Origin of the sequence: Streptomyces sp. FXJ1.172 (assembly GCF_001636945.3) — a bacterium.
Classification (GTDB): domain Bacteria; phylum Actinomycetota; class Actinomycetes; order Streptomycetales; family Streptomycetaceae; genus Streptomyces.
Window position 1 is genome coordinate 5428113 of sequence record NZ_CP119133.2, and the last position, 17863, is coordinate 5445975.

Here is a 17863-nt window from a genome sequence, read left to right on the forward strand (position 1 = left end):
GGGCACGGGGTCCGGCTGCGCGCGGGGCGGGCATCCCGGCCGGCTGCCGGACACGGGGCCGTACTCTTGGGGCATGAGCAGTGCCCCCGAATCCGAGTCACGCGCCCCGAAGCCCGCGCTGGTCTTCGACGACCCGCTGGACCAGCAGTCCTCGGACGACACCGATCGCGGATGGGGCGAGCGCACGGAGGGCGACAGCGCCGCCGAACTGAGGCGCTTCCTCGACGAGAAGCCGCCCCACCACCTCTGAGCCGTCCGCAGCAGCGCCGCTAGCGCTCGTCGTGCCCCGACCCACGCTGGGCGACCAGCGCGTCGCGGATCTCCTTGAGCACCTCCAGCTCGGTCACCTCGATGACCTCCTTCGTGCCCTCCCGCGCGGCCTTCTGTGCCGCCTGCCGGGCCAGATACCTCGACATCGGCAGGACCATCAGGAAGTACACCACCGTCGCGGTGATCAGGAAGGTCAGCGTGGCACCGAGGACGGAGCCCCACAGGATCGGCACACCGCTCTTGACCGTGCCGTCCGCGGCCACCTGGCACGGGGCCTTCAGGCAGGAGCTGTAGTGATCCAGGTTCTGCGTACCGATCGCTCCGACCAGCGGGTTGATGACCCCCTTGACCACCGAGTTCACGATGTTCGTGAAGGCCGCGCCGATGACCACCGCGACCGCCAGATCGACGACGTTGCCGCGCATCAGGAAGGCCTTGAAGCCGTGCCAGACGCTCGGTTCCTTCTTCTCGCTCACCTCGGGGACTCTCCTCGCATGCACAGGTCGTGGAATGAAACGCTCCGCAACCTACGGCACGGTGAGGCCCTTGTGTCCAGTCCCGTCGTTCGATCCGGCGACTGGACAGCAAGCCGCCGGGAAAGTGTCCCAGTCGGTTCAGCACAGCGTCACCGCCAGGCGTGCCGTGGCGCTCGCGCCGACGAGCCGGGCCGCCGTGGCGCGCGGCACCGACAGCACGATGAGTGCCCCGCTCTCGGCCCCGCCCTCCACAGGCTCCGGCACCCCGGTCACCCGCACACCGCGCGCGAGCACGCGGGCGGTGCCCCCGGCCGACGGATCCTCCGCGGCGATGACGTCGACGCGGTCGCCGGGCCGCAGGAGCCGGACCGTGGCCGCGTCGGCGATCCGCACCGGCGCCGTCACCACGTCCACCGCCGCGTGCCGTCGCGGTCGCAGGGGAGCCGTGACCGGGTGCTTGCGGGCCTGCTCCGTGCGATGCGGTGCGGTGGTCGCGCGCGGTCCCGCGGCGACGAGGGCGGCCGCGGTCACCGCGAGACCGGCCGCGATGGCCCGCCTGCGGTGTCGTACGAGCCGTTGCAGCTGATACCGCCCGCCGCGCACGCGCACCGGAGGGAACCGCGGGACCTCACAGGTCGCGGGGGCATCCGTCCCCAGCGGACGCGGGATCCGGAGGGGAGGCGGGGACGGGGACGACGGGGACGAAGGCATGGGAGATCACCGCCTGCGGCGAGGAATTTCGGCTTGCGACGCCCACGATCGGGCATCGCGCCGAATTCCGTCGGAGCCGGTGGATGACCCATGGTTTGTGGATAACCCGGCCACTCGAACGGGAAATTCCGCTCGGTTGTCCACAGGTCCGGCCGGGAACAGACGGGTGTTCTACGGCAGCTCGAAGCCCGGGTCCATCCCGCCGAGCGCGTTCACGCACAGGCAGTCCCGCGCCCCGGTCTCCGGCAGCGCCGCCACCGCGTCGAACAGCACGCCGCGCAACCGGTCCACGTTGGCGGCGAACACCTGCAGCACCTCCTCGTGCGAGACGCCCTCGCCGGTCTCGGCGCCCGCGTCGAGGTCGGTGACCAGGGTCAGCGAGGTGTAGCACAGCTCCAGTTCCCGGGCGAGCGCCGCCTCGGGGTGGCCCGTCATGCCCACGACCGACCAGCCCTGCGCCTGGTGCCACAACGATTCAGCACGGGTGGAGAAGCGCGGCCCCTCGACCACGACCAGAGTGCCGCCGTCCACCGGCTCCCAGTCCCGGCCGCGCGCCGCCTTCAGGGCGACGGCCCGCCCGGCGGGGCAGTAGGGGTCGGCCATGGAGACGTGCACGACGTTCGGCACCGTGCCGCCGGGCAGCGGCAGCCCGTCGAAGTACGTCTGCACCCGGGCCTTCGTACGGTCGACCAGCTGATCGGGTACGAGCAGGGTGCCCGGGCCGTACTCGGGGCGCAGCCCGCCCACCGCGCACGGGCCGAGGACCTGCCGGACACCGAGGGAGCGCAGCGCCCACAGATTGGCGCGGTAGTTGATGCGGTGCGGCGGCAGGTGGTGGCCGCGGCCGTGCCGGGGCAGGAAGGCGACCCGCCGGCCGGCGATCTCACCGAGGAAGAGGGAGTCACTGGGCGGCCCGTAGGGGGTGTCCACCTGGACCTCCCTCACCTCGTCGAGGAACGAGTAGAAGCCCGAGCCGCCGATTACGCCGATCTCTGCGTTCGCCATGACCAGCACACTAACCGGCGGAGGGACCCCGGGGGGAGCCGGTGCCCGGAAGCGCCGAAGACCCTGCCGTCGTGCGACGGCAGGGTCCGGTGCGAGAGATGTCAGGCGGCGGAGCTGCTGGCGGAACTCGACGACGACGAGGCGGACGAGGACGACGACGGCTTCGAGTCGGACGAAGACGTGCTGGACGAAGACGTGCCGGACGACTTCGACGCCGGGCTGCTGCTCGACGTGGAGCCGCGGGAGTCGTTGCGGTAGAACCCGGAGCCCTTGAAGACGATGCCGACCGCGGAGAACACCTTCTTCAGGCGGCCACCGCAGTTGGGGCACTCGGTCAGGGCGTCATCGGTGAACTTCTGCACCGCCTCGAGGCCCTCGCCGCACTCGGTGCACTGGTACTGGTAGGTCGGCACTGTCTTCCTCCTGGCACTCTCACTCGATGAGTGCTAACGACGATCCATAGTGACGTATTCCCGGGGATCAGTCCACCGTCACCGGCACGCGGTGACCGACGCCACGTGCGACGGTCAGGTTCCGCTGCCGCGAGACCAGCCGCGACCGCAGCGCCAGCAGGGTCACCAGCGCGAGCACGGTGCCGGCCATCGGCACCAGGAATCCCGCGCCGTCCCACAGCCGGTCCTCGAGCTGGCCCGCCACGGTGACGGCGGCCGCCTGCCCGAGCGCGACCGCGCCGGTCAGCCAGGTGAAGGCCTCGGTACGGGAGCCGGCCGGGACCAGGCCCTCGACCAGCGTGTAGCCGGTGATCAGCGCCGGTGCGATGCACATGCCGACCAGCAGGCCGAGCCCGGCGAGCAGCAGCACGGAGTGTGCCGTCCACAGGGCGGACGCGACGATCGCGAGCGCCGTGTAGCCGACGACCAGGCGGCGCTGGGGGGCGGCCTTCCAGGCGATCGCGCCGCAGACGATGCCCGACAGCATGTTTCCGGCGGCGAAGACGCCGTACAGGACGCCGTTCAGGCCGGGCTCGCCGATCGACTCGGTGAACGCCGCCAGCGACACCTGCATGCCGCCGAACACGGACCCGATACCCAGGAACGTCACGACCAGCACGCGCACGCCCGGCACGCGCAGCGCGGAATCGTGCTTCACGCGCGCGTGCCCGCCATCGGTGCTCACCGGCGGCTGCGTGCCCTTCTGGGCGGCGAACAGCAGACCACCCACGAGCGTCAGCGCGCCCTCCGTGACCAGGCCCGCCGCCGGCGTCACGGCGGTGCACAGCGCGGTCGCGAGCAGGGGACCGAAGACGAAGGTCAGCTCGTCCGTGACCGACTCGAACGCTGCCGCGGTGGCCATGAGGGAGGAGCCCTGCAGCTTCACGCCCCAGCGCGCCCGCACCATCGGGCCCACCTGCGGCACCGAGGCACCCGTGGGGACGGCCGCCAGGAAGAGCGCCCACAGCGGTGCGTGTGCGAGCGCCAGCGCCGTCAGGGACAGGCCCGACAACGTGTGCACCAGAACGCCGGGGACCAGCACGGCACGCTGGCCGTAGCGGTCGGCGAGGCGGCCGCTGTACGGAGCGAACAGCGCCATGGACACGCCGGTGGCGGCCGCGATGGCGCCTGCGGCACCGTACGAGCCGGTGGTGTGCTGCACGAGCAGCACGATGGAGAGGGTGAGCATCGCGAACGGCTGGCGCGCGGCGAAACCCGGGAGCAGGAACGTCCAGGCGCCGCGGGTGCGCAGCAGCTGTCCGTATCCCGGGCGGGACGACGCCGACGGGTTCTCCGCCGGCTCGGTGGTGACCGTGGACTCCACGGCCCGTGCCTTTCTACCGCCTGGTAGCGCGCCCGTGCGGGGGCGCCGAGAGCTGTCCTCTTGCGCGGAACTGCGGTAGATACCGGTGCCACTGCGGAGGGCGTTCCGGCCGCCATACGGTCGCGCCAGCTCTGCATCAGGCAGAGTTGGTTCGATCAGGGTGCCTTCATCCTACAGGGGGCAAAGGCTTGTGCACCTGTGAAAATGAGCACGGTCGGACCTGTTCACCTGTGATTGGCGCGGGTGTGAATCGCGTGAAATGCACCCGTAACGCGTGCTTTCCCAGCTCGCACGCGTGGCCCGCCCCCGCACGCGGACACCCGCGTCCCGCCGCTCACCCGGCGCTCACCGCGCGGCACCCGCCCCGTTCGCGCCCAGCCACCCCGCCAGCTTGCCGCCGTGGGCGACCGCGCGAAGGCGCCGTTCCGCCGCGTCGCGCACCGGGTCGGTCGCGACGACCAGGAGTTCGTCGCCCCGGCGCAGCACCGTCGTGGGCAGCGGGACGAACGATTTTTCATCGCGTACGACGAGGGTGACGGCGGCTCCGGTCGGCAGCCGCAGCTCGTTGACCTCCACGCCGTGCATCCGGGAGCCCTCGGGGATCGAGACGGACAGCAGGTGCCCGCGCAGCCGCTCCAGGGGCGCCGACTCGATGCCCAGGTCGGCGGCCTCGCCCTCCTCGCCCAGCCGCAGCGTGCGCGCCAGCCAGGGCAGGGTCGGGCCCTGGACCAGGGTGTAGGCCACGACCAGCACGAAGACGATGTTGAAGATGCGGTGGCTTCCGGTGACGCCGTTCACCATCGGGATGGTCGCCAGGATGATGGGTACGGCGCCGCGCAGTCCCGCCCACGACATCAGCGTCTGCTCCTGCCAGGGCACGCGGAACGGCGCGAGGCTGAGGACCACGCTCAGCGGGCGGGCCACCATGGTCAGGGCCAGTCCGATGACCAGGGCGGGCCAGACGTCGTCGCCCAGCTCGTGCGGGGTGACCAGCAGGCCGAGCAGGACGAACATGCCGATCTGGGCGATCCAGCCGAGCCCGTCGGCGAAGCCGCGCGTGGCGGGCCAGTGCGGAAGCTTGGCGTTGCCGAGCATCATCGAGGCCAGGTAGACGGCGAGGAAGCCGCTGCCGTGCGCCAGGGCGCCGGCGGCGTACGCCGTCACGGCGATCGCCAGCACGGCGATCGGGTAGAGGCCGGAGGCGGGCAGCGCCACGCGCCTGAGTCCCCAGGACCCGAACCAGCCCACCGCCAGCCCTATGGCGGCGCCGATGGCCAGCTCCAGGAATATCTCGCCCAGCAGGATGTACCAGTGCTCGACGGGGCCGGCCATGGAGAAGGCGACGACCAGGATCACCACGGGGGCGTCGTTGAAGCCGGACTCGGCCTCCAGCGTGCCCGTCACGCGCGCGGGGAGGGGAATTCTCCGCAGTACCGAGAAGACCGCCGCCGCGTCCGTCGACGACACCACCGCGCCGATGATGAGCGCCTGCCGCCACCCCAGCCCGACCAGGTAGTGGGCGCCCGCCGCGGTGACGCCCACGCTGACGGCGACGCCGAGGGTCGCGAGGACGGAAGCGGACGCCAGGACCGGCCGGACCTCCTTCCACTTCGTGCCGAGACCGCCCTCGGCGAGGATCACGACCAGGGCCGCGTACCCCATGACCTGGGTCATCGCGGCGTTGGCGAAGTGGATGTGCCCGATGCCGTCCTGGCCCATGAGGATGCCGATCCCCAGGTACACGAGCAGGCTGGGAAGCCCGCTGCGGGAGGAGATCCGGACGGCCGCGACGGCGACCAGCAGGACCAGGGAGCAGACGAGCAGGAGCTGGTTGAGGTGGTGGACAGTCAGCGGCGGTTCCCTTCCTTGGTTCGCGCGCGGGGCGCGCGAACGCACGTGCACAAGATCCGAGGCTGCGGCACACCGCACCCAAGTACTTCGTTACCTTACCTAACTCTTGACGCTTTCTTGACGCTGGACGGGGCAAGATCGAACGTCCGTACAAGCTGGTTGCCCACTCCGCGTCAAGTGCGGCAGGGCCCTGCGCCTATGGTTGCTCCAGCGCTCATTCAAAGTCACAGCCCGACCTGCCGCTCGCGTTAGGACAGCAAGGACAGCGATGCCCCCGAATACCACCGCCACAACGGGCGACAAGCCCGCCAAGTCCGGCAGGAAGAAGGGGCGCAGAGCCCGCCTGGTCGTGCTCGTGCTGGTCCTGGCCATCATCGGAGGCATCGCCTACGGGGCGTACTGGTCGATCAGCACCGTTCGCGCCTCCTTCCCGCAGACCACCGGTTCGATCACGCTCCAGGGCCTGTCCGGGCCGGTCGACGTCAAGCGGGACGGCAACGGCATCCCGCAGATCTACGCGTCGTCCGACGAGGACCTGTTCATGGCGCAGGGCTACGTCCAGGCGCAGGACCGGTTCTACGAGATGGACGTGCGCCGGCACATGACCTCCGGGCGCCTGTCGGAGATGTTCGGCAAGAGCCAGGTCAAGAACGACGAGTTCCTGCGCACGCTCGGCTGGGACCGGATCGCCAAGCAGGAGTACGACACCAAGCTGTCGGCCGCCGCGAAGAAGTACCTCCAGGCGTACTCCAAGGGCGTCAACGCCTACCTTCAGGGCAAGGACGGCAAGGACATCTCCCTGGAGTACGCGGCGCTCGGCTTCACCAACGACTACGCGCCGCAGCCGTGGACCCCGGTCGATTCCGTCTCCTGGCTGAAGGCGATGGCCTGGGACCTGCGCGGCAACATGCAGGAGGAGATCGACCGCGCCCTGATGACGAGCCGTCTCGGGCCGCAGCAGATCCAGGACCTCTACCCGGAGTACCCCTACAGCCGTAACAAGCCGATCGTGCAGGAAGGCCAGTACAGCGAGCTGACCAAGACCTTCCGGCAGAGCGGCTCCTCGGGCACCTCCCAGAGCACCGGCACGACGGGTACGACCGGCACGACGGGTACGACCGGCGGTGCCACGGGCGCCACGGGCACCTCTGGAGGCGCGAAGGGCGCGACCGGCTCCTCCACCTCGACCGCGTCCGGATCGTCGCTCACGAGCCAGCTGGGGGGCCTCTACAACGTCCTGGACAACGTCCCGACCGCCGTCGGCGTGAACGGCCAGGGGATCGGCTCCAACTCCTGGGTCGTCTCCGGGAAGTACACCATCACCGGCAAGCCGCTGCTCGCCAACGATCCGCACCTGTCGGCGTCCCTGCCGTCCGTCTGGTACCAGATGGGCCTGCACTGCCGCACCGTCTCCAGCAAGTGCCGGTACGACGTCACCGGTTACACGTTTGCCGGCATGCCCGGTGTGATCATCGGCCACAACGGCAACATCGCCTGGGGCATGACCAACTCCGGCGTCGACGTCACCGACCTCTACCTGGAGAAGGTGACCGCGAACGGTTACCTCTACGACGGCAAGGTCCGGCCCTTCAAGACCCGCGAGGAGACCATCAAGGTCGCCGGCGGCTCGTCCAAGACGATCGTCGTCCGCCAGACCCAGGACGGGATGCCGCTGCTGTCCGACCGTGACGACGAACTCGTCCAGGTCGGCAAGAAGGCCACGGTCAACACCGCCGCGCCCGACCGCGGTGACGGCTACGGCATCGCCCTGAGGTGGACCGCGCTGGACCCGGGCACCTCCATGGACGCCGTCTTCGCCCTCGACAGGGCCGCGGGCTGGAGCGACTTCCGCCAGGCCGCCGCCCTGTTCGACGTGCCCTCGCAGAACCTGGTCTACGCCGACACCGACGGCCACATCGGCTACACGCTGCCCGGCAGGATCCCCACGCGTTCCTCGGTGCACGACGGTTCCGTCCCGGCGCCCGGATGGGATTCGAAGTACCGCTGGACCGGCTTCATCAAGCAGGACGAACTGCCCTACGAGTTCGACCCCAAGCGCGGGTACATCGTCACCGCCAACCAGGCCGTGGTCGACAAGGACAAGTACCCGTACACGCTCACCACCGACTGGGGCTACGGCACGCGCAGCCAGCGCATCACCGACCTGATCGAGTCCAAGATCAAGGACGGCGGCAAGATCTCCACCGACGACATGCGGCAGATGCAGCTGGACAACAGCAGCGAGATCGCCAAGCTCCTGGTGCCGAAGCTGCTGAAGCTCAACCTCGACGACAAGAACGTGCGGCAGGCGCAGAAGCTGCTGGAGGGCTGGGACTACACCCAGGAATCCGACTCCGCGGCGGCCGCCTACTTCAACGCGGTCTGGCGCAACATCCTCAAGCTCGCCTTCGGCAACAAGCTCCCCAAGGAGCTGCGCGTCACGGGGCAGTGCCTGTGGGTCGACAAGATCGACAGCACCGGTCCCGTGGACGACGACACCAAGGTGCGCGAGTGCGGCCAGCGCGACACCGACCAGGCGCAGCCGGACGGCGGCGACCGCTGGTTCGAGGTCGTGCGCACCCTGATGGACAAGCCGGACAGCGACTGGTGGAAGACGCCCAAGTCGGGCACCCGCCCCGCCGCGAACAACATGGACCAGCTCTTCGCCCGCGCCATGATCGACGCCCGCTGGGAGCTGACCGCCAAGCTCGGCAAGGACATCGACACCTGGAGCTGGGGCCGGCTGCACCGGCTGTTCCTGAAGAACCAGACCCTCGGCACCGACGGTCCCAAGGTCCTTCAGTACATCCTCAACCGCGGCCCCTGGAAGCTCAGCGGCGGCGAGGCCACGGTCAACGCGACCGGCTGGAACGCCGCAGGCGGCTACGGCGTCGTCTGGGTGCCGTCGATGCGGATGGTCGTCAACCTCGCCGACTTCGACAAGTCCAAGTGGATCAACCTGTCCGGCGCCTCCGGGCACGCCTTCAGCGCGCACTACACGGACCAGACGAGCATGTGGGCCAAGGGCGAGCTGCTGCCCTGGTCCTTCTCGGGCGGCGCGGTCGACAAGAGCACGAGCGACACGCTCGTTCTCAAACCGTGAGCCCTTGACGGCACGGAACCCGGAACGGCCCTGCACGCGCACGCGTGGAGGGCCGTTTCCCGTACGGGCAGCAGGGCGCGCGGTGTTGGCCGGCGCGGCGGGGGCTGCGAGCGCCCGGTCAGGCGCTCGGGAAGCGGCGCACGCCGGAGGGGGTCACCACCGCGTGCACCGGCTTGTCGTGCGCCTCCACCGGGACGTGCGCAACGACCTCCGCGTCGTACAGCAGCACCACGAGCCGAGGGCGTGCGCCCGCGCGCTCCAGACGGGCCAGCACGCGGTCGTACGACCCTCCGCCGCGCCCCAGGCGCATCCCGCGCGCGTCCACCGCGAGCCCGGGCAGAAGGACCACGTCGGCGGAGGCCACGGCGTCCGGGCCGAGGCGCGCGCCCCGAGGTTCGAAAAGGGCCATTTTCCCGCCGTGTTGGACCCGCGCGAGGGAGTCCGGGCCCGCGTACTCGCCCCAGTCCAGGTCGTTGTCGGGCAGGAGAGCGGGGAGCAGGACCCGTACGCCCCGCGCGCGCAGCGCGTCCAGCAGCGCCCGGGTTCCCGGCTCGCTTCCGACGGAGACGTACGCCGCCACCGTGCGCGCCCCTGCCAGTTCGGGCAGCTCCAGGGCGCGCTCCGCCAGTGTGCGGCCCGTTGCGCCGACGTCATCGGCAGGCAACCTGTTCCTCACCGTGAGGAACTCCCGCCGCAATGTTCGCTTGTCAGGCTCACTTGTGCGTCCGTCGTGTTCCACTGGTCGTTCTCGCGCCCTTCTTGATTGTTCATTGCGGTCATAAAGGGTCAACCAACCGGAGCCACAGTTTTCCTACAAAGGCACCGGATATGGTGGCGGGCATGACTCAGTCGCACCCCAGGATCAGCAAGGCTGTCATTCCCGCGGCAGGCCTCGGCACCCGGTTCCTGCCGGCCACCAAGGCCACTCCCAAGGAGATGCTGCCGGTCGTGGACAAGCCGGCTATCCAGTACGTGGTCGAGGAGGCCGTGGCCGCGGGGCTCGACGACGTACTCATGATCACCGGGCGCAACAAGCGTCCCCTCGAGGACCACTTCGACCGCAATTACGAGCTGGAGTCGGCGCTCGAGAAGAAGGGCGACGAGAAACGGCTCGCGAAGGTGCGGGAGTCCAGCGACCTCGCGACCATGCACTACGTGCGCCAGGGCGACCCCAGGGGCCTCGGTCACGCCGTCCTGTGCGCCGCCCCGCACGTGGGCCGTGAGCCCTTCGCCGTCCTGCTGGGTGACGACCTGATCGACCCGCGGGACCCGCTGCTCCAGCGCATGATCGAGATCCAGGAGCGGCACGGCGGCAGCGTGATCGCCCTCATGGAGGTCGCGCCCGAGCAGATCCACCTCTACGGCTGCGCGGCCGTGGAGGCGACGGCCGCGGGCGACGTGGTGCGCGTGACCGGCCTGGTCGAGAAGCCGGACCCGGCGGACGCCCCGTCGAACTACGCGGTCATCGGCCGCTACGTCCTCGACCCGCACATCTTCGACATACTCCGCCAGACCGAGCCGGGCCGCGGCGGCGAGATCCAGCTCACCGACGCCCTCCAGCAGCTCGCGCAGGACGAGAAGGTCGGCGGGCCGGTGCACGGTGTCGTCTTCAAGGGCCGCCGCTACGACACCGGTGACCGTGGCGACTATCTGCGTGCCATTGTCAGACTCGCGTGCGAACGTGAAGACCTGGGCCCGGACTTCCGGGCCTGGCTTCGCAGTTATGTAGCCGAGGAGATGCAGCAATCTTGAGCAGCGCCGCGACCCGCCCCGCCGGCCCGGACGACCTGTGGTCGGTGGACGAGCACCTGGAGGACATCCTCTCGACCGTCCGCCCCCTCGAGCCGATCGAGCTGCAACTGCTCGACGCCCAGGGCTGTGTCCTGGTCGACGACGTCATGGTGCCGGTGTCCCTGCCGCCGTTCGACAACAGCTCCATGGACGGGTACGCGGTCCGGGTCGCGGACGTCGCGGGCGCCGGCGAGGAGTTCCCGGCCGTCCTGGACGTCGTCGGCGATGTCGCGGCGGGCGCGGCCGACCTGGTCCGCGTCGGACCCGGGCAGGCCGCCCGCATCATGACCGGCGCCCCGCTGCCGCCCGGCGCCGAGGCCGTCGTCCCCGTCGAGTGGACCGACGGCGGGCTCGGTGAGGGCCCGGTGAGCGGCATGCGGGCGCGCAGCCTGGCGCCCGAGGGCGCCGGGGGGCAGGTGCGCGTGCACCGCCCCGTCGAGGCACGCGCGCACGTGCGCGACAAGGGCAGCGACGTGAAGGCCGGCGACCGCGCCCTGGAGGCCGGTACGATCCTCGGCCCGCCGCAGATCGCGCTGCTCGCCGCGATCGGCCGCGGCACGGTACGCGTGCGCCCGCGCCCGCGCGTGGTCGTCCTGTCCACCGGCAGCGAACTCGTCCAGCCCGGCGAGGAGCTGTCCGGCGGCCAGATCTACGACTCCAACAGCTTCGCCCTCACCGCCGCCGCGCGGGACGCCGGTGCCATCGCCTACCGGGTGGGCGCCGTCGCGGACGACGCCGGCACCCTCCGCTCGACCATCGAGGACCAGCTCGTCCGCGCCGACCTGCTGGTGACCACGGGCGGGGTGAGCGTCGGGGCGTACGACGTGGTCAAGGAGGCGCTGTCGTACGCCGGTGACGAGGACGAGGCGGGGGGCGGTGTGGAGTTCCGCAAGCTCGCCATGCAGCCCGGCAAGCCCCAGGGTTTCGGCTCCATCGGCCCCGAGCACACCCCGCTGCTGGCCCTGCCGGGCAACCCGGTGTCGTCGTACGTCTCCTTCGAGCTGTTCGTCCGTCCCGCCATCCGTACCTTGATGGGCCTCACGGACGTCCACCGGCCCCGCACCCGGGCCCGCCTGAAGGCGGACAAGGCGCTCGGCTCGCCCAAGGGACGCCGGCAGTTCCTGCGGGGCGCGTACGCGGACGGCGAGGTGACCCTCGTGGGCGGCGCGGGCTCGCACCTGATCGCGGCGCTGGCGCATGCCGACGCGCTCATCGTCGTCCCCGAGGACGTGGAGTCCCTCGAGCCCGGCGCCGAGGTGGAGGTCGTGCTGCTCGGCTGAGGCACGCGCGCGTGAGCGTGTGACGGGTCCATGGGGGGGGGCCTGGCCCGGTGCCCGCGCCGGCTTGGCGGTACCGTGGCGCGCACAGCAGGCCCGTGCACCGCACTGCGACGGGCCCGGACCGGGAGCGGCCACAGCATGACTGAGTCTTTCCGGGGGGAGACCTCCGGACCCCCTGTGCAGGACGGACTGACGCACATCGACGAGGCGGGCGCGGCCCGCATGGTCGACGTGTCCGGCAAGGACGTGACCGCGCGCACCGCGCGTGCCAGCGGCCGGGTCCTCGTCTCACCCCGCGTGGTCGAGCTGCTGCGCGGCGAGGGGGTACCCAAGGGGGACGCCCTCGCCACCGCGCGTATCGCGGGCATCATGGGAGCCAAGCGCACCCCGGACCTGATCCCGCTGTGCCACCCGTTGTCGGTGTCCGGTGTGAAACTGGATCTGTCGGTCGCGGACGACGCCGTGGAGATCCAGGCCGTCGTGAAGACGACGGACCGTACGGGCGTGGAGATGGAGGCCCTCACCGCCGTCACGGTCGCCGCGCTCACCGTGATCGACATGGTCAAGGCGGTCGACAAGGGAGCGGTCATCACGGACGTACGGGTGGAGGAGAAGACGGGCGGCAAGTCGGGCGACTGGAGCCGGGCATGACCTACCGCGCTCTGGTGGTCACCGCCTCCAACAGGGCCGCGGCCGGTGTCTACGAGGACAGGGGCGGCCCCCTGATCTCCGACGGCCTGAAAGGCTTCGGGTTCGAGGTGGACGGCCCTCAGGTCGTCCCCGACGGCGATCCCGTGCAGGCCGCCCTGCGCGCGGGCGTGGACGCCGGGTACGACGCGATCGTCACCACCGGCGGCACCGGCATCTCGCCCACCGACCGCACGCCCGAGGCGACCCGGGCGGTGATCGACTACGAGGTGCCGGGCATCGCTGAGGCCATCCGCGCGTTCGGCCGGGACAAGGTCCCGACCGCCGTGCTGTCCCGGGGCCTGGCCGGGGTGGCGGGGCGGACCCTGATCGTCAATCTGCCGGGCTCCACGGGCGGGGTGAAGGACGGCCTCGCCGTGCTGGAGCCCCTGCTGATCCACGCCGTCGACCAGATCCGCGGCGGCGACCACCCCAGACCCAGCAGCGGGGGTGCGAGCTGAACAGCCCTTCCTGGCCCGTTGTGCTGGCGGACGGCGATGTCGTCCTCCGGCCGATAAAGCTGCGCGACCAGCGGGCCTGGCGCGAGGTGAACCGGCGCAACCGGGACTGGCTGCGCCCGTGGGAGGCGACCATTCCGCCGCCCACGCCGAGCGGACCGATCGTGCATCGCCCTACCTACCGCCAGATGGTCCGGCACCTGCGTTCCGAGGCCAACGCGGGCCGGATGCTGCCGTTCGTCATCGAGTACCAGGGGCGGCTCGTAGGGCAGTTGACGGTCGCCGGGATCACCTGGGGGTCGATGTGCTCGGGGCACGTCGGGTACTGGGTGGACGAGGCGGTGGCCGGGCGCGGAGTGATGCCCACGGCCGTCGCGCTCGCGGTGGACCACTGCTTCCGCACCGTCGGGCTGCACCGGATCGAGGTCTGCATTCGCCCCGAGAACCGGCCCAGCCGCCGGGTCGTGGAGAAACTCGGATTCCGCGAGGAGGGCCTGCGGCCGCGCTATCTGCACATCGACGGGGCCTGGCGCGACCACCTGGTCTTCGCGCTCACCGCGGAGGAGGTGCCCGACGGGTTGCTCGCCCGCTGGCAGCGGGCACGCTCCCAGCAGGAGCGGCGCGCCGGGCGCCCGGCGGACGGAGAGGGCGCGGCCGGTGCTTCGCGTGCGCCGGGGGCCGCGGATCCGTCGCGGAATCCCCAGAACGCTCCGCGGAATCCTGCCTAGCCCTGGAGAATTGAATGTATGTTCGAAATTGATCGGATGCTGACCGTCTCCGGGCATTGAATTTCGCGACCTTGGCAGTCCGCTGATCGCATCGATCGCAAAAAAAGCTGGAAATATCAGCCAGATCGTGCGACACACCGGCCCAATTGGCGGATGGCCTCACGCAAACCCCTCTACCGTGTGAGGCGTGAGCAGCAGCGGCCTCATCTACGCAGTCATTGTCGGGGCCTGGGCCGCCTACTTGGTGCCTATGTGGCTCCGTAGGCAGGACGAGCTGAACGAGGCCCGTCCCACGGAACGCTTCAGCACCGCCATCCGGCTGCTGTCCGGACGGGCGGGCATGGAGCGCCGGTACGCCAGGGACCTGCGGGCGCGCTCCGCCCAGGAGGGGGAGCCGGACGCCGGCGCCCCGGACGCCGCCACCGATTCGGTGGACGTCCGGGCCTTCGCCATGCCTCCGACCCGTCGTCAGGTGCACGCGGAAGGCGGGCCCGAAGCGCCCGGGAGGGCGGAACCGGCACGCGACCAGACCGCCGCGCCGGCGCCCAAGTCCGCTTCCGTGCCCGCACAGAAGCGAGTGCCGGCCGCGCGGCGTACGGCCTCGGCACAGGCGGCCGCGGCACGCGCCCGGCGCTCGAAGGTCCTCGCACGCCGTCGGCGCACCACCGTGATGCTCTTCCTCGGCTTCACGCTCGGCGCGATCGTCGCCGCTGTCGGGGGACTCGCCTTCCTGTGGGTGCCCGCCGTGCCGGCCGTGCTGCTCAGCACGTACATCGCGTACCTGCGCTCCCAGGAGCACCGGCGCTTCGCCTACCAGATGGACCGCCGGCGTGCCGAGGTCGCGGCGCAGCGGCTGCGGGAACGGGAGCGTCAGCCGCGCCGGCGCGCGGCCCTCGACGCGAGCACCGGCGCGGACGAACCGGAGGAGGTTCCGGAGGCGGACACGGACCCCGGCCTCTCCGCGCTCGCCGCGGACCGGCGCGCGCTGGTCGAGCAGACCGACCACGCCGAGTGGGTCGACCAGCAGCGCGAGCGGCAGCGGCGGCCGGGCGGGGACAGCTGGGACCCGGTGCCGGTGCCCCTGCCGACGTATGTGACCGCGCCGGTCGCGCCGCGTGCCACGTCCGATGTGGATCTGGGGGCGCCCGACACCTGGAGTTCGGCGCGATCCAGCTCGGTCCCGCCGGAGGCGGAGGCCGGTGAGCAGGCGCCCGCGGACGAGGACAGGCCGGCGGGCGGCCGCAGTGACGCGCGCCGCGCGGCCTCCGCGCGCCGGGCACGCGAGCGCGGACGCACGCCCCTTTTCGATCAGTACGAGGACGGCGACCGCCCGCGCGCGGCGAACGAGTAAGTCCGCTCGCGCACTCCCCAGCGCGCCCCCGACGGCGTGCGCTCCCTTCGGGGATCCCCGCCGTGACCAGTCAGGGAGCGGATTTCCGAGCACCCCGATGGGGATGCTAGAGTTTCACTCGTTGCAAGGGCCTGTGGCGCAGTCCGGTAGCGCACCTCGTTCGCATCGAGGGGGCCAGGGGTTCAAATCCCCTCAGGTCCACGCAGCATGAAGCCCCTGTCGGCAATAGTCGACAGGGGCTTCATCGTGTGTGCGGGTAGGTGCCGGCTCTTGGCCGGGCCCGCCCGGGGCTCAAGCGGGCCCGGTGTGATCCGAGTTACAGCTTCAGAGCCTCTTGGCGAAGCAGCGGCTCTCCTCGTGGAAGCGGTAGTAGCCGAACTTGGCGCACGGCTCGTAGCCGCTGGAGGTGTACAGGGAGATGGCCTCCGGCTGCCTGGTGCCGGTCTCCAGGACCATGCGGACGCGGCCCGCGGTGCGCGCGTCCTCCTCCAGGGCTGTGAGTATGCGGCGCGCCAGGCCGAGGCCGCGCATCTGCTCGATCACGTACATGCGCTTGAGTTCGGCGTCGCCGTCCTCGTTGCCCTCGCCGTTGAGGTCCTGGCTGCGCCAGCCGCCGGTCGCGACGGGGCGGTCGTACTCGTCGTACGCGATCAGGTAGACGCCCCGCGGCGGGGTGAAGTCGGCGGCGTCGAGGGTCGTGGCGTCGCCGCCCTCGCCGTAGCGCAGGTGGTACTCGGCCTGGACCTCGTCGTTGAGCTTGACGGCGTCGGGGTGATCGAAGCGGACGCGACGTATATTCATGCTAAGTATCGTACTTCTATGCAGGCGGATGTCGGGTGGTGCGGACGGACTCCGACCAGTGTGCCGGTATCGTGCCCTGGTGCTGACTGTGACCTCGGTGAACGTGAACGGGCTGCGGGCCGCCGCCAAGAAGGGCTTCGTGGAGTGGCTCGCCCGGACGGAGGCGGACGTCGTCTGCCTTCAGGAGGTGCGCGCCGAGCCGCACCAGCTGCCCGAGGAGGTCCGGCAGCCCGACGGCTGGCACGTGGTGCACGCCCCGGCCGCCGCCAAGGGCCGGGCGGGCGTCTCCCTCTACACGCGACGTGAGCCGGACCGCGTCCGGGTCGGCTTCGGTTCGGCCGAGTTCGACGGCAGCGGGCGCTACGTCGAGGCCGACCTGCCCGGCGTCACGGTCGCGTCCCTGTACCTGCCCTCCGGCGAGGTCGGCACCGAGCGGCAGGACGAGAAGGTGCGCTTCATGGGCGAGTTCCTCGTCCATCTCCAGGCGCTGCGCGAGCGGGCCGCGGCCGACGGGCGCGAGGTGGTCGTCTGCGGCGACTGGAACATCGCCCACCAGCAGGCCGACCTCAAGAACTGGCGCGGCAACACCAAGAACTCCGGCTTCCTGCCCGAGGAGCGGGAGTGGCTCGGCCGGGTGTTCGCCGCCGAGGAGGGCGGGTACGTCGACGTCGTGCGCGCCCTGCATCCCGATGCCGAGGGGCCGTACAGCTGGTGGTCGTACCGCGGGCGGGCCTTCGACAACGACTCGGGGTGGCGCATCGACTACCACGTCGCCACGCCCGGGCTCGCCGGCAAGGCCGTCAAGGGGATCGTGGAGCGCGCGGCCACGCACGCCGAGCGGTGGTCCGACCACGCGCCGGTGACCGTCGTCTACGACCTCTGATCCCGCTTGCCGATCCGCCGGTCCAGCGCCAGCGACAGTTCCGCCTCCACCACGCTGCGGGCCAGCGGGCGCAGGCGGTGCAGGTCCTCCTCGGGGGCGTGGCGCAGGATCAGGTCGCTGAAGAGTTCGGCCAGGGCCTCGGCGTGTGCGCGGACGCGGGCACCGGCCGCGAGGACCTCGGCGAGCGGGATGCCCTCGCGGACCAGGGCGGAGGAGACGTCCAGCAGGCGCCGGCTGATGTGGACGATCTCGTCGCCGTCGGTGCCGAGGTAGCCCAGCTCCATGGCGGCGGCGAGGTTCTCGGGGGTGACCTCGCCCTCGAAGCGCGCGGCGAGTTCCTCCGGGGTGAGGCGGACCGGCTCCTCCTCGGTGGGGGTGCCGACGCCGAGCAGGTCGGCGACGTTCCTGCCCTGGTCGAGGGCTTCGGCGAGTTCCGCGATGCCGTTCAGGGTGTGGCCGCGCTCCAGCAGGGCGGCGATGGTGCGCAGACGGGCCAGGTGATGGTCGTCGTACCAGGCGATGCGGCCCTCGCGGCGGGGCGGCGGGATCAGCTTGCGCTCGCGGTAGAAGCGCAGCGTGCGCACGGTGATGCCGGCCAGCCGGGCCAGCTCCTCCATGCGGTACTCGCGCCCGCCTTCCTTGCGTTCTGCGTCCTCTGCCACGCCCGAAGCCTATGTTGTACCGCCGGTAAC

At 71.1% G+C, this 17863-nt stretch carries 18 protein-coding genes and 1 tRNA gene; 10 read left to right on the plus strand and 9 right to left on the minus strand.

The window, feature by feature from the left end; translation table 11 throughout:
- The first annotated feature begins 73 nt into the window (after positions 1-73).
- A complete protein-coding gene (locus A6P39_RS24330) occupies positions 74-250 on the plus strand; it encodes a hypothetical protein (RefSeq protein ID WP_107304424.1) in 177 nt (58 codons plus the stop codon).
- 19 nt (positions 251-269) lie between these two features.
- On the opposite strand, the gene mscL is transcribed toward A6P39_RS24330, so the two are convergent.
- The 6 genes from mscL to A6P39_RS24360 form a co-directional block, all read right to left on the minus strand.
- Positions 270-746 (minus strand): large conductance mechanosensitive channel protein MscL, encoded by a 477-nt coding sequence (mscL, locus tag A6P39_RS24335; protein ID WP_067050135.1) that lies wholly within the window; start codon positions 744-746, stop codon positions 270-272.
- A gap of 138 nt (positions 747-884) precedes the next feature.
- Positions 885-1457, minus strand: a complete 573-nt coding sequence (locus A6P39_RS24340; protein ID WP_079133552.1) for a hypothetical protein — start codon at positions 1455-1457, stop codon at positions 885-887.
- A gap of 171 nt (positions 1458-1628) precedes the next feature.
- Complete coding sequence (locus A6P39_RS24345; RefSeq protein WP_067050132.1) at positions 1629-2462, minus strand: S-methyl-5'-thioadenosine phosphorylase; 834 nt, start codon at positions 2460-2462, stop codon at positions 1629-1631.
- A gap of 101 nt (positions 2463-2563) precedes the next feature.
- Positions 2564-2875: an FmdB family zinc ribbon protein gene (locus A6P39_RS24350; RefSeq protein ID WP_067050130.1), complete on the minus strand. Its 312-nt coding sequence runs from the start codon at positions 2873-2875 to the stop codon at positions 2564-2566.
- 67 nt (positions 2876-2942) lie between these two features.
- On the minus strand, positions 2943-4238 hold the full coding sequence (locus tag A6P39_RS24355) for an MFS transporter (RefSeq protein ID WP_067050127.1): 1296 nt from the start codon (positions 4236-4238) through the stop codon (positions 2943-2945).
- 345 nt (positions 4239-4583) lie between these two features.
- Entirely contained in the window at positions 4584-6134 is a 1551-nt protein-coding gene (locus A6P39_RS24360) for a potassium/proton antiporter (RefSeq protein WP_067050199.1), read from the minus strand.
- Positions 6135-6357: 223 nt separating this feature from the next.
- On the opposite strand from A6P39_RS24360, the gene A6P39_RS24365 reads away from it, so the two are divergent.
- Positions 6358-9192, plus strand: a complete 2835-nt coding sequence (locus A6P39_RS24365) for a penicillin acylase family protein (protein WP_067050124.1) — start codon at positions 6358-6360, stop codon at positions 9190-9192.
- 118 nt (positions 9193-9310) lie between these two features.
- Here the strand turns inward: A6P39_RS24365 and A6P39_RS24370 are convergent, their stop codons facing one another.
- Positions 9311-9931: a 5-formyltetrahydrofolate cyclo-ligase gene (locus tag A6P39_RS24370; RefSeq protein WP_079133550.1), complete on the minus strand. Its 621-nt coding sequence runs from the start codon at positions 9929-9931 to the stop codon at positions 9311-9313.
- Positions 9932-10032: 101 nt separating this feature from the next.
- Here A6P39_RS24370 and galU point away from each other — a divergent pair, with 101 nt between their 5' ends.
- From galU to A6P39_RS24405, 7 genes are all read left to right on the plus strand, one after another.
- Positions 10033-10944: a UTP--glucose-1-phosphate uridylyltransferase GalU gene (galU, locus tag A6P39_RS24375; protein ID WP_067050196.1), complete on the plus strand. Its 912-nt coding sequence runs from the start codon at positions 10033-10035 to the stop codon at positions 10942-10944.
- Positions 10941-12263, plus strand: a complete 1323-nt coding sequence (gene glp / locus A6P39_RS24380; RefSeq protein ID WP_067050116.1) for a molybdotransferase-like divisome protein Glp — start codon at positions 10941-10943, stop codon at positions 12261-12263. The genes galU and glp overlap by 4 nt, the downstream gene beginning before the upstream one ends.
- Before the next feature lie 138 nt (positions 12264-12401).
- On the plus strand, positions 12402-12914 hold the full coding sequence (moaC, locus tag A6P39_RS24385) for a cyclic pyranopterin monophosphate synthase MoaC (RefSeq protein WP_067050113.1): 513 nt from the start codon (positions 12402-12404) through the stop codon (positions 12912-12914).
- Positions 12911-13411, plus strand: a complete 501-nt coding sequence (locus tag A6P39_RS24390) for a MogA/MoaB family molybdenum cofactor biosynthesis protein (protein ID WP_067050110.1) — start codon at positions 12911-12913, stop codon at positions 13409-13411. The genes moaC and A6P39_RS24390 overlap by 4 nt, the downstream gene beginning before the upstream one ends.
- A 20-nt stretch (positions 13412-13431) precedes the next feature.
- The gene (locus tag A6P39_RS24395) at positions 13432-14136 is read left to right on the plus strand and encodes a GNAT family N-acetyltransferase (protein ID WP_234379029.1); all 705 of its coding nucleotides are present in this window, start codon (positions 13432-13434) and stop codon (positions 14134-14136) included.
- A 187-nt stretch (positions 14137-14323) separates the two neighbouring features.
- Positions 14324-15487: a divisome protein SepX/GlpR gene (gene sepX, locus A6P39_RS24400; RefSeq protein WP_079133549.1), complete on the plus strand. Its 1164-nt coding sequence runs from the start codon at positions 14324-14326 to the stop codon at positions 15485-15487.
- Positions 15488-15614: 127 nt separating this feature from the next.
- Positions 15615-15688, plus strand: a tRNA-Ala gene (locus A6P39_RS24405).
- 123 nt (positions 15689-15811) lie between these two features.
- Here the strand turns inward: A6P39_RS24405 and A6P39_RS24410 are convergent.
- Positions 15812-16288 carry a GNAT family N-acetyltransferase gene (locus A6P39_RS24410; protein ID WP_067050104.1) on the minus strand — a complete coding sequence of 159 codons (477 nt, stop codon included), beginning with the start codon at positions 16286-16288 and terminating at the stop codon, positions 15812-15814.
- Between the two features lie 79 nt (positions 16289-16367).
- Here A6P39_RS24410 and A6P39_RS24415 point away from each other — a divergent pair, with 79 nt between their 5' ends.
- Positions 16368-17171 (plus strand): exodeoxyribonuclease III, encoded by an 804-nt coding sequence (locus A6P39_RS24415; RefSeq protein WP_067050192.1) that lies wholly within the window; start codon positions 16368-16370, stop codon positions 17169-17171.
- Here the strand turns inward: A6P39_RS24415 and A6P39_RS24420 are convergent.
- Complete coding sequence (locus A6P39_RS24420; RefSeq protein WP_067050101.1) at positions 17159-17788, minus strand: MerR family transcriptional regulator; 630 nt, start codon at positions 17786-17788, stop codon at positions 17159-17161. The genes A6P39_RS24415 and A6P39_RS24420 overlap by 13 nt on opposite strands.
- Between the last annotated feature and the right edge of the window lie 75 nt (positions 17789-17863).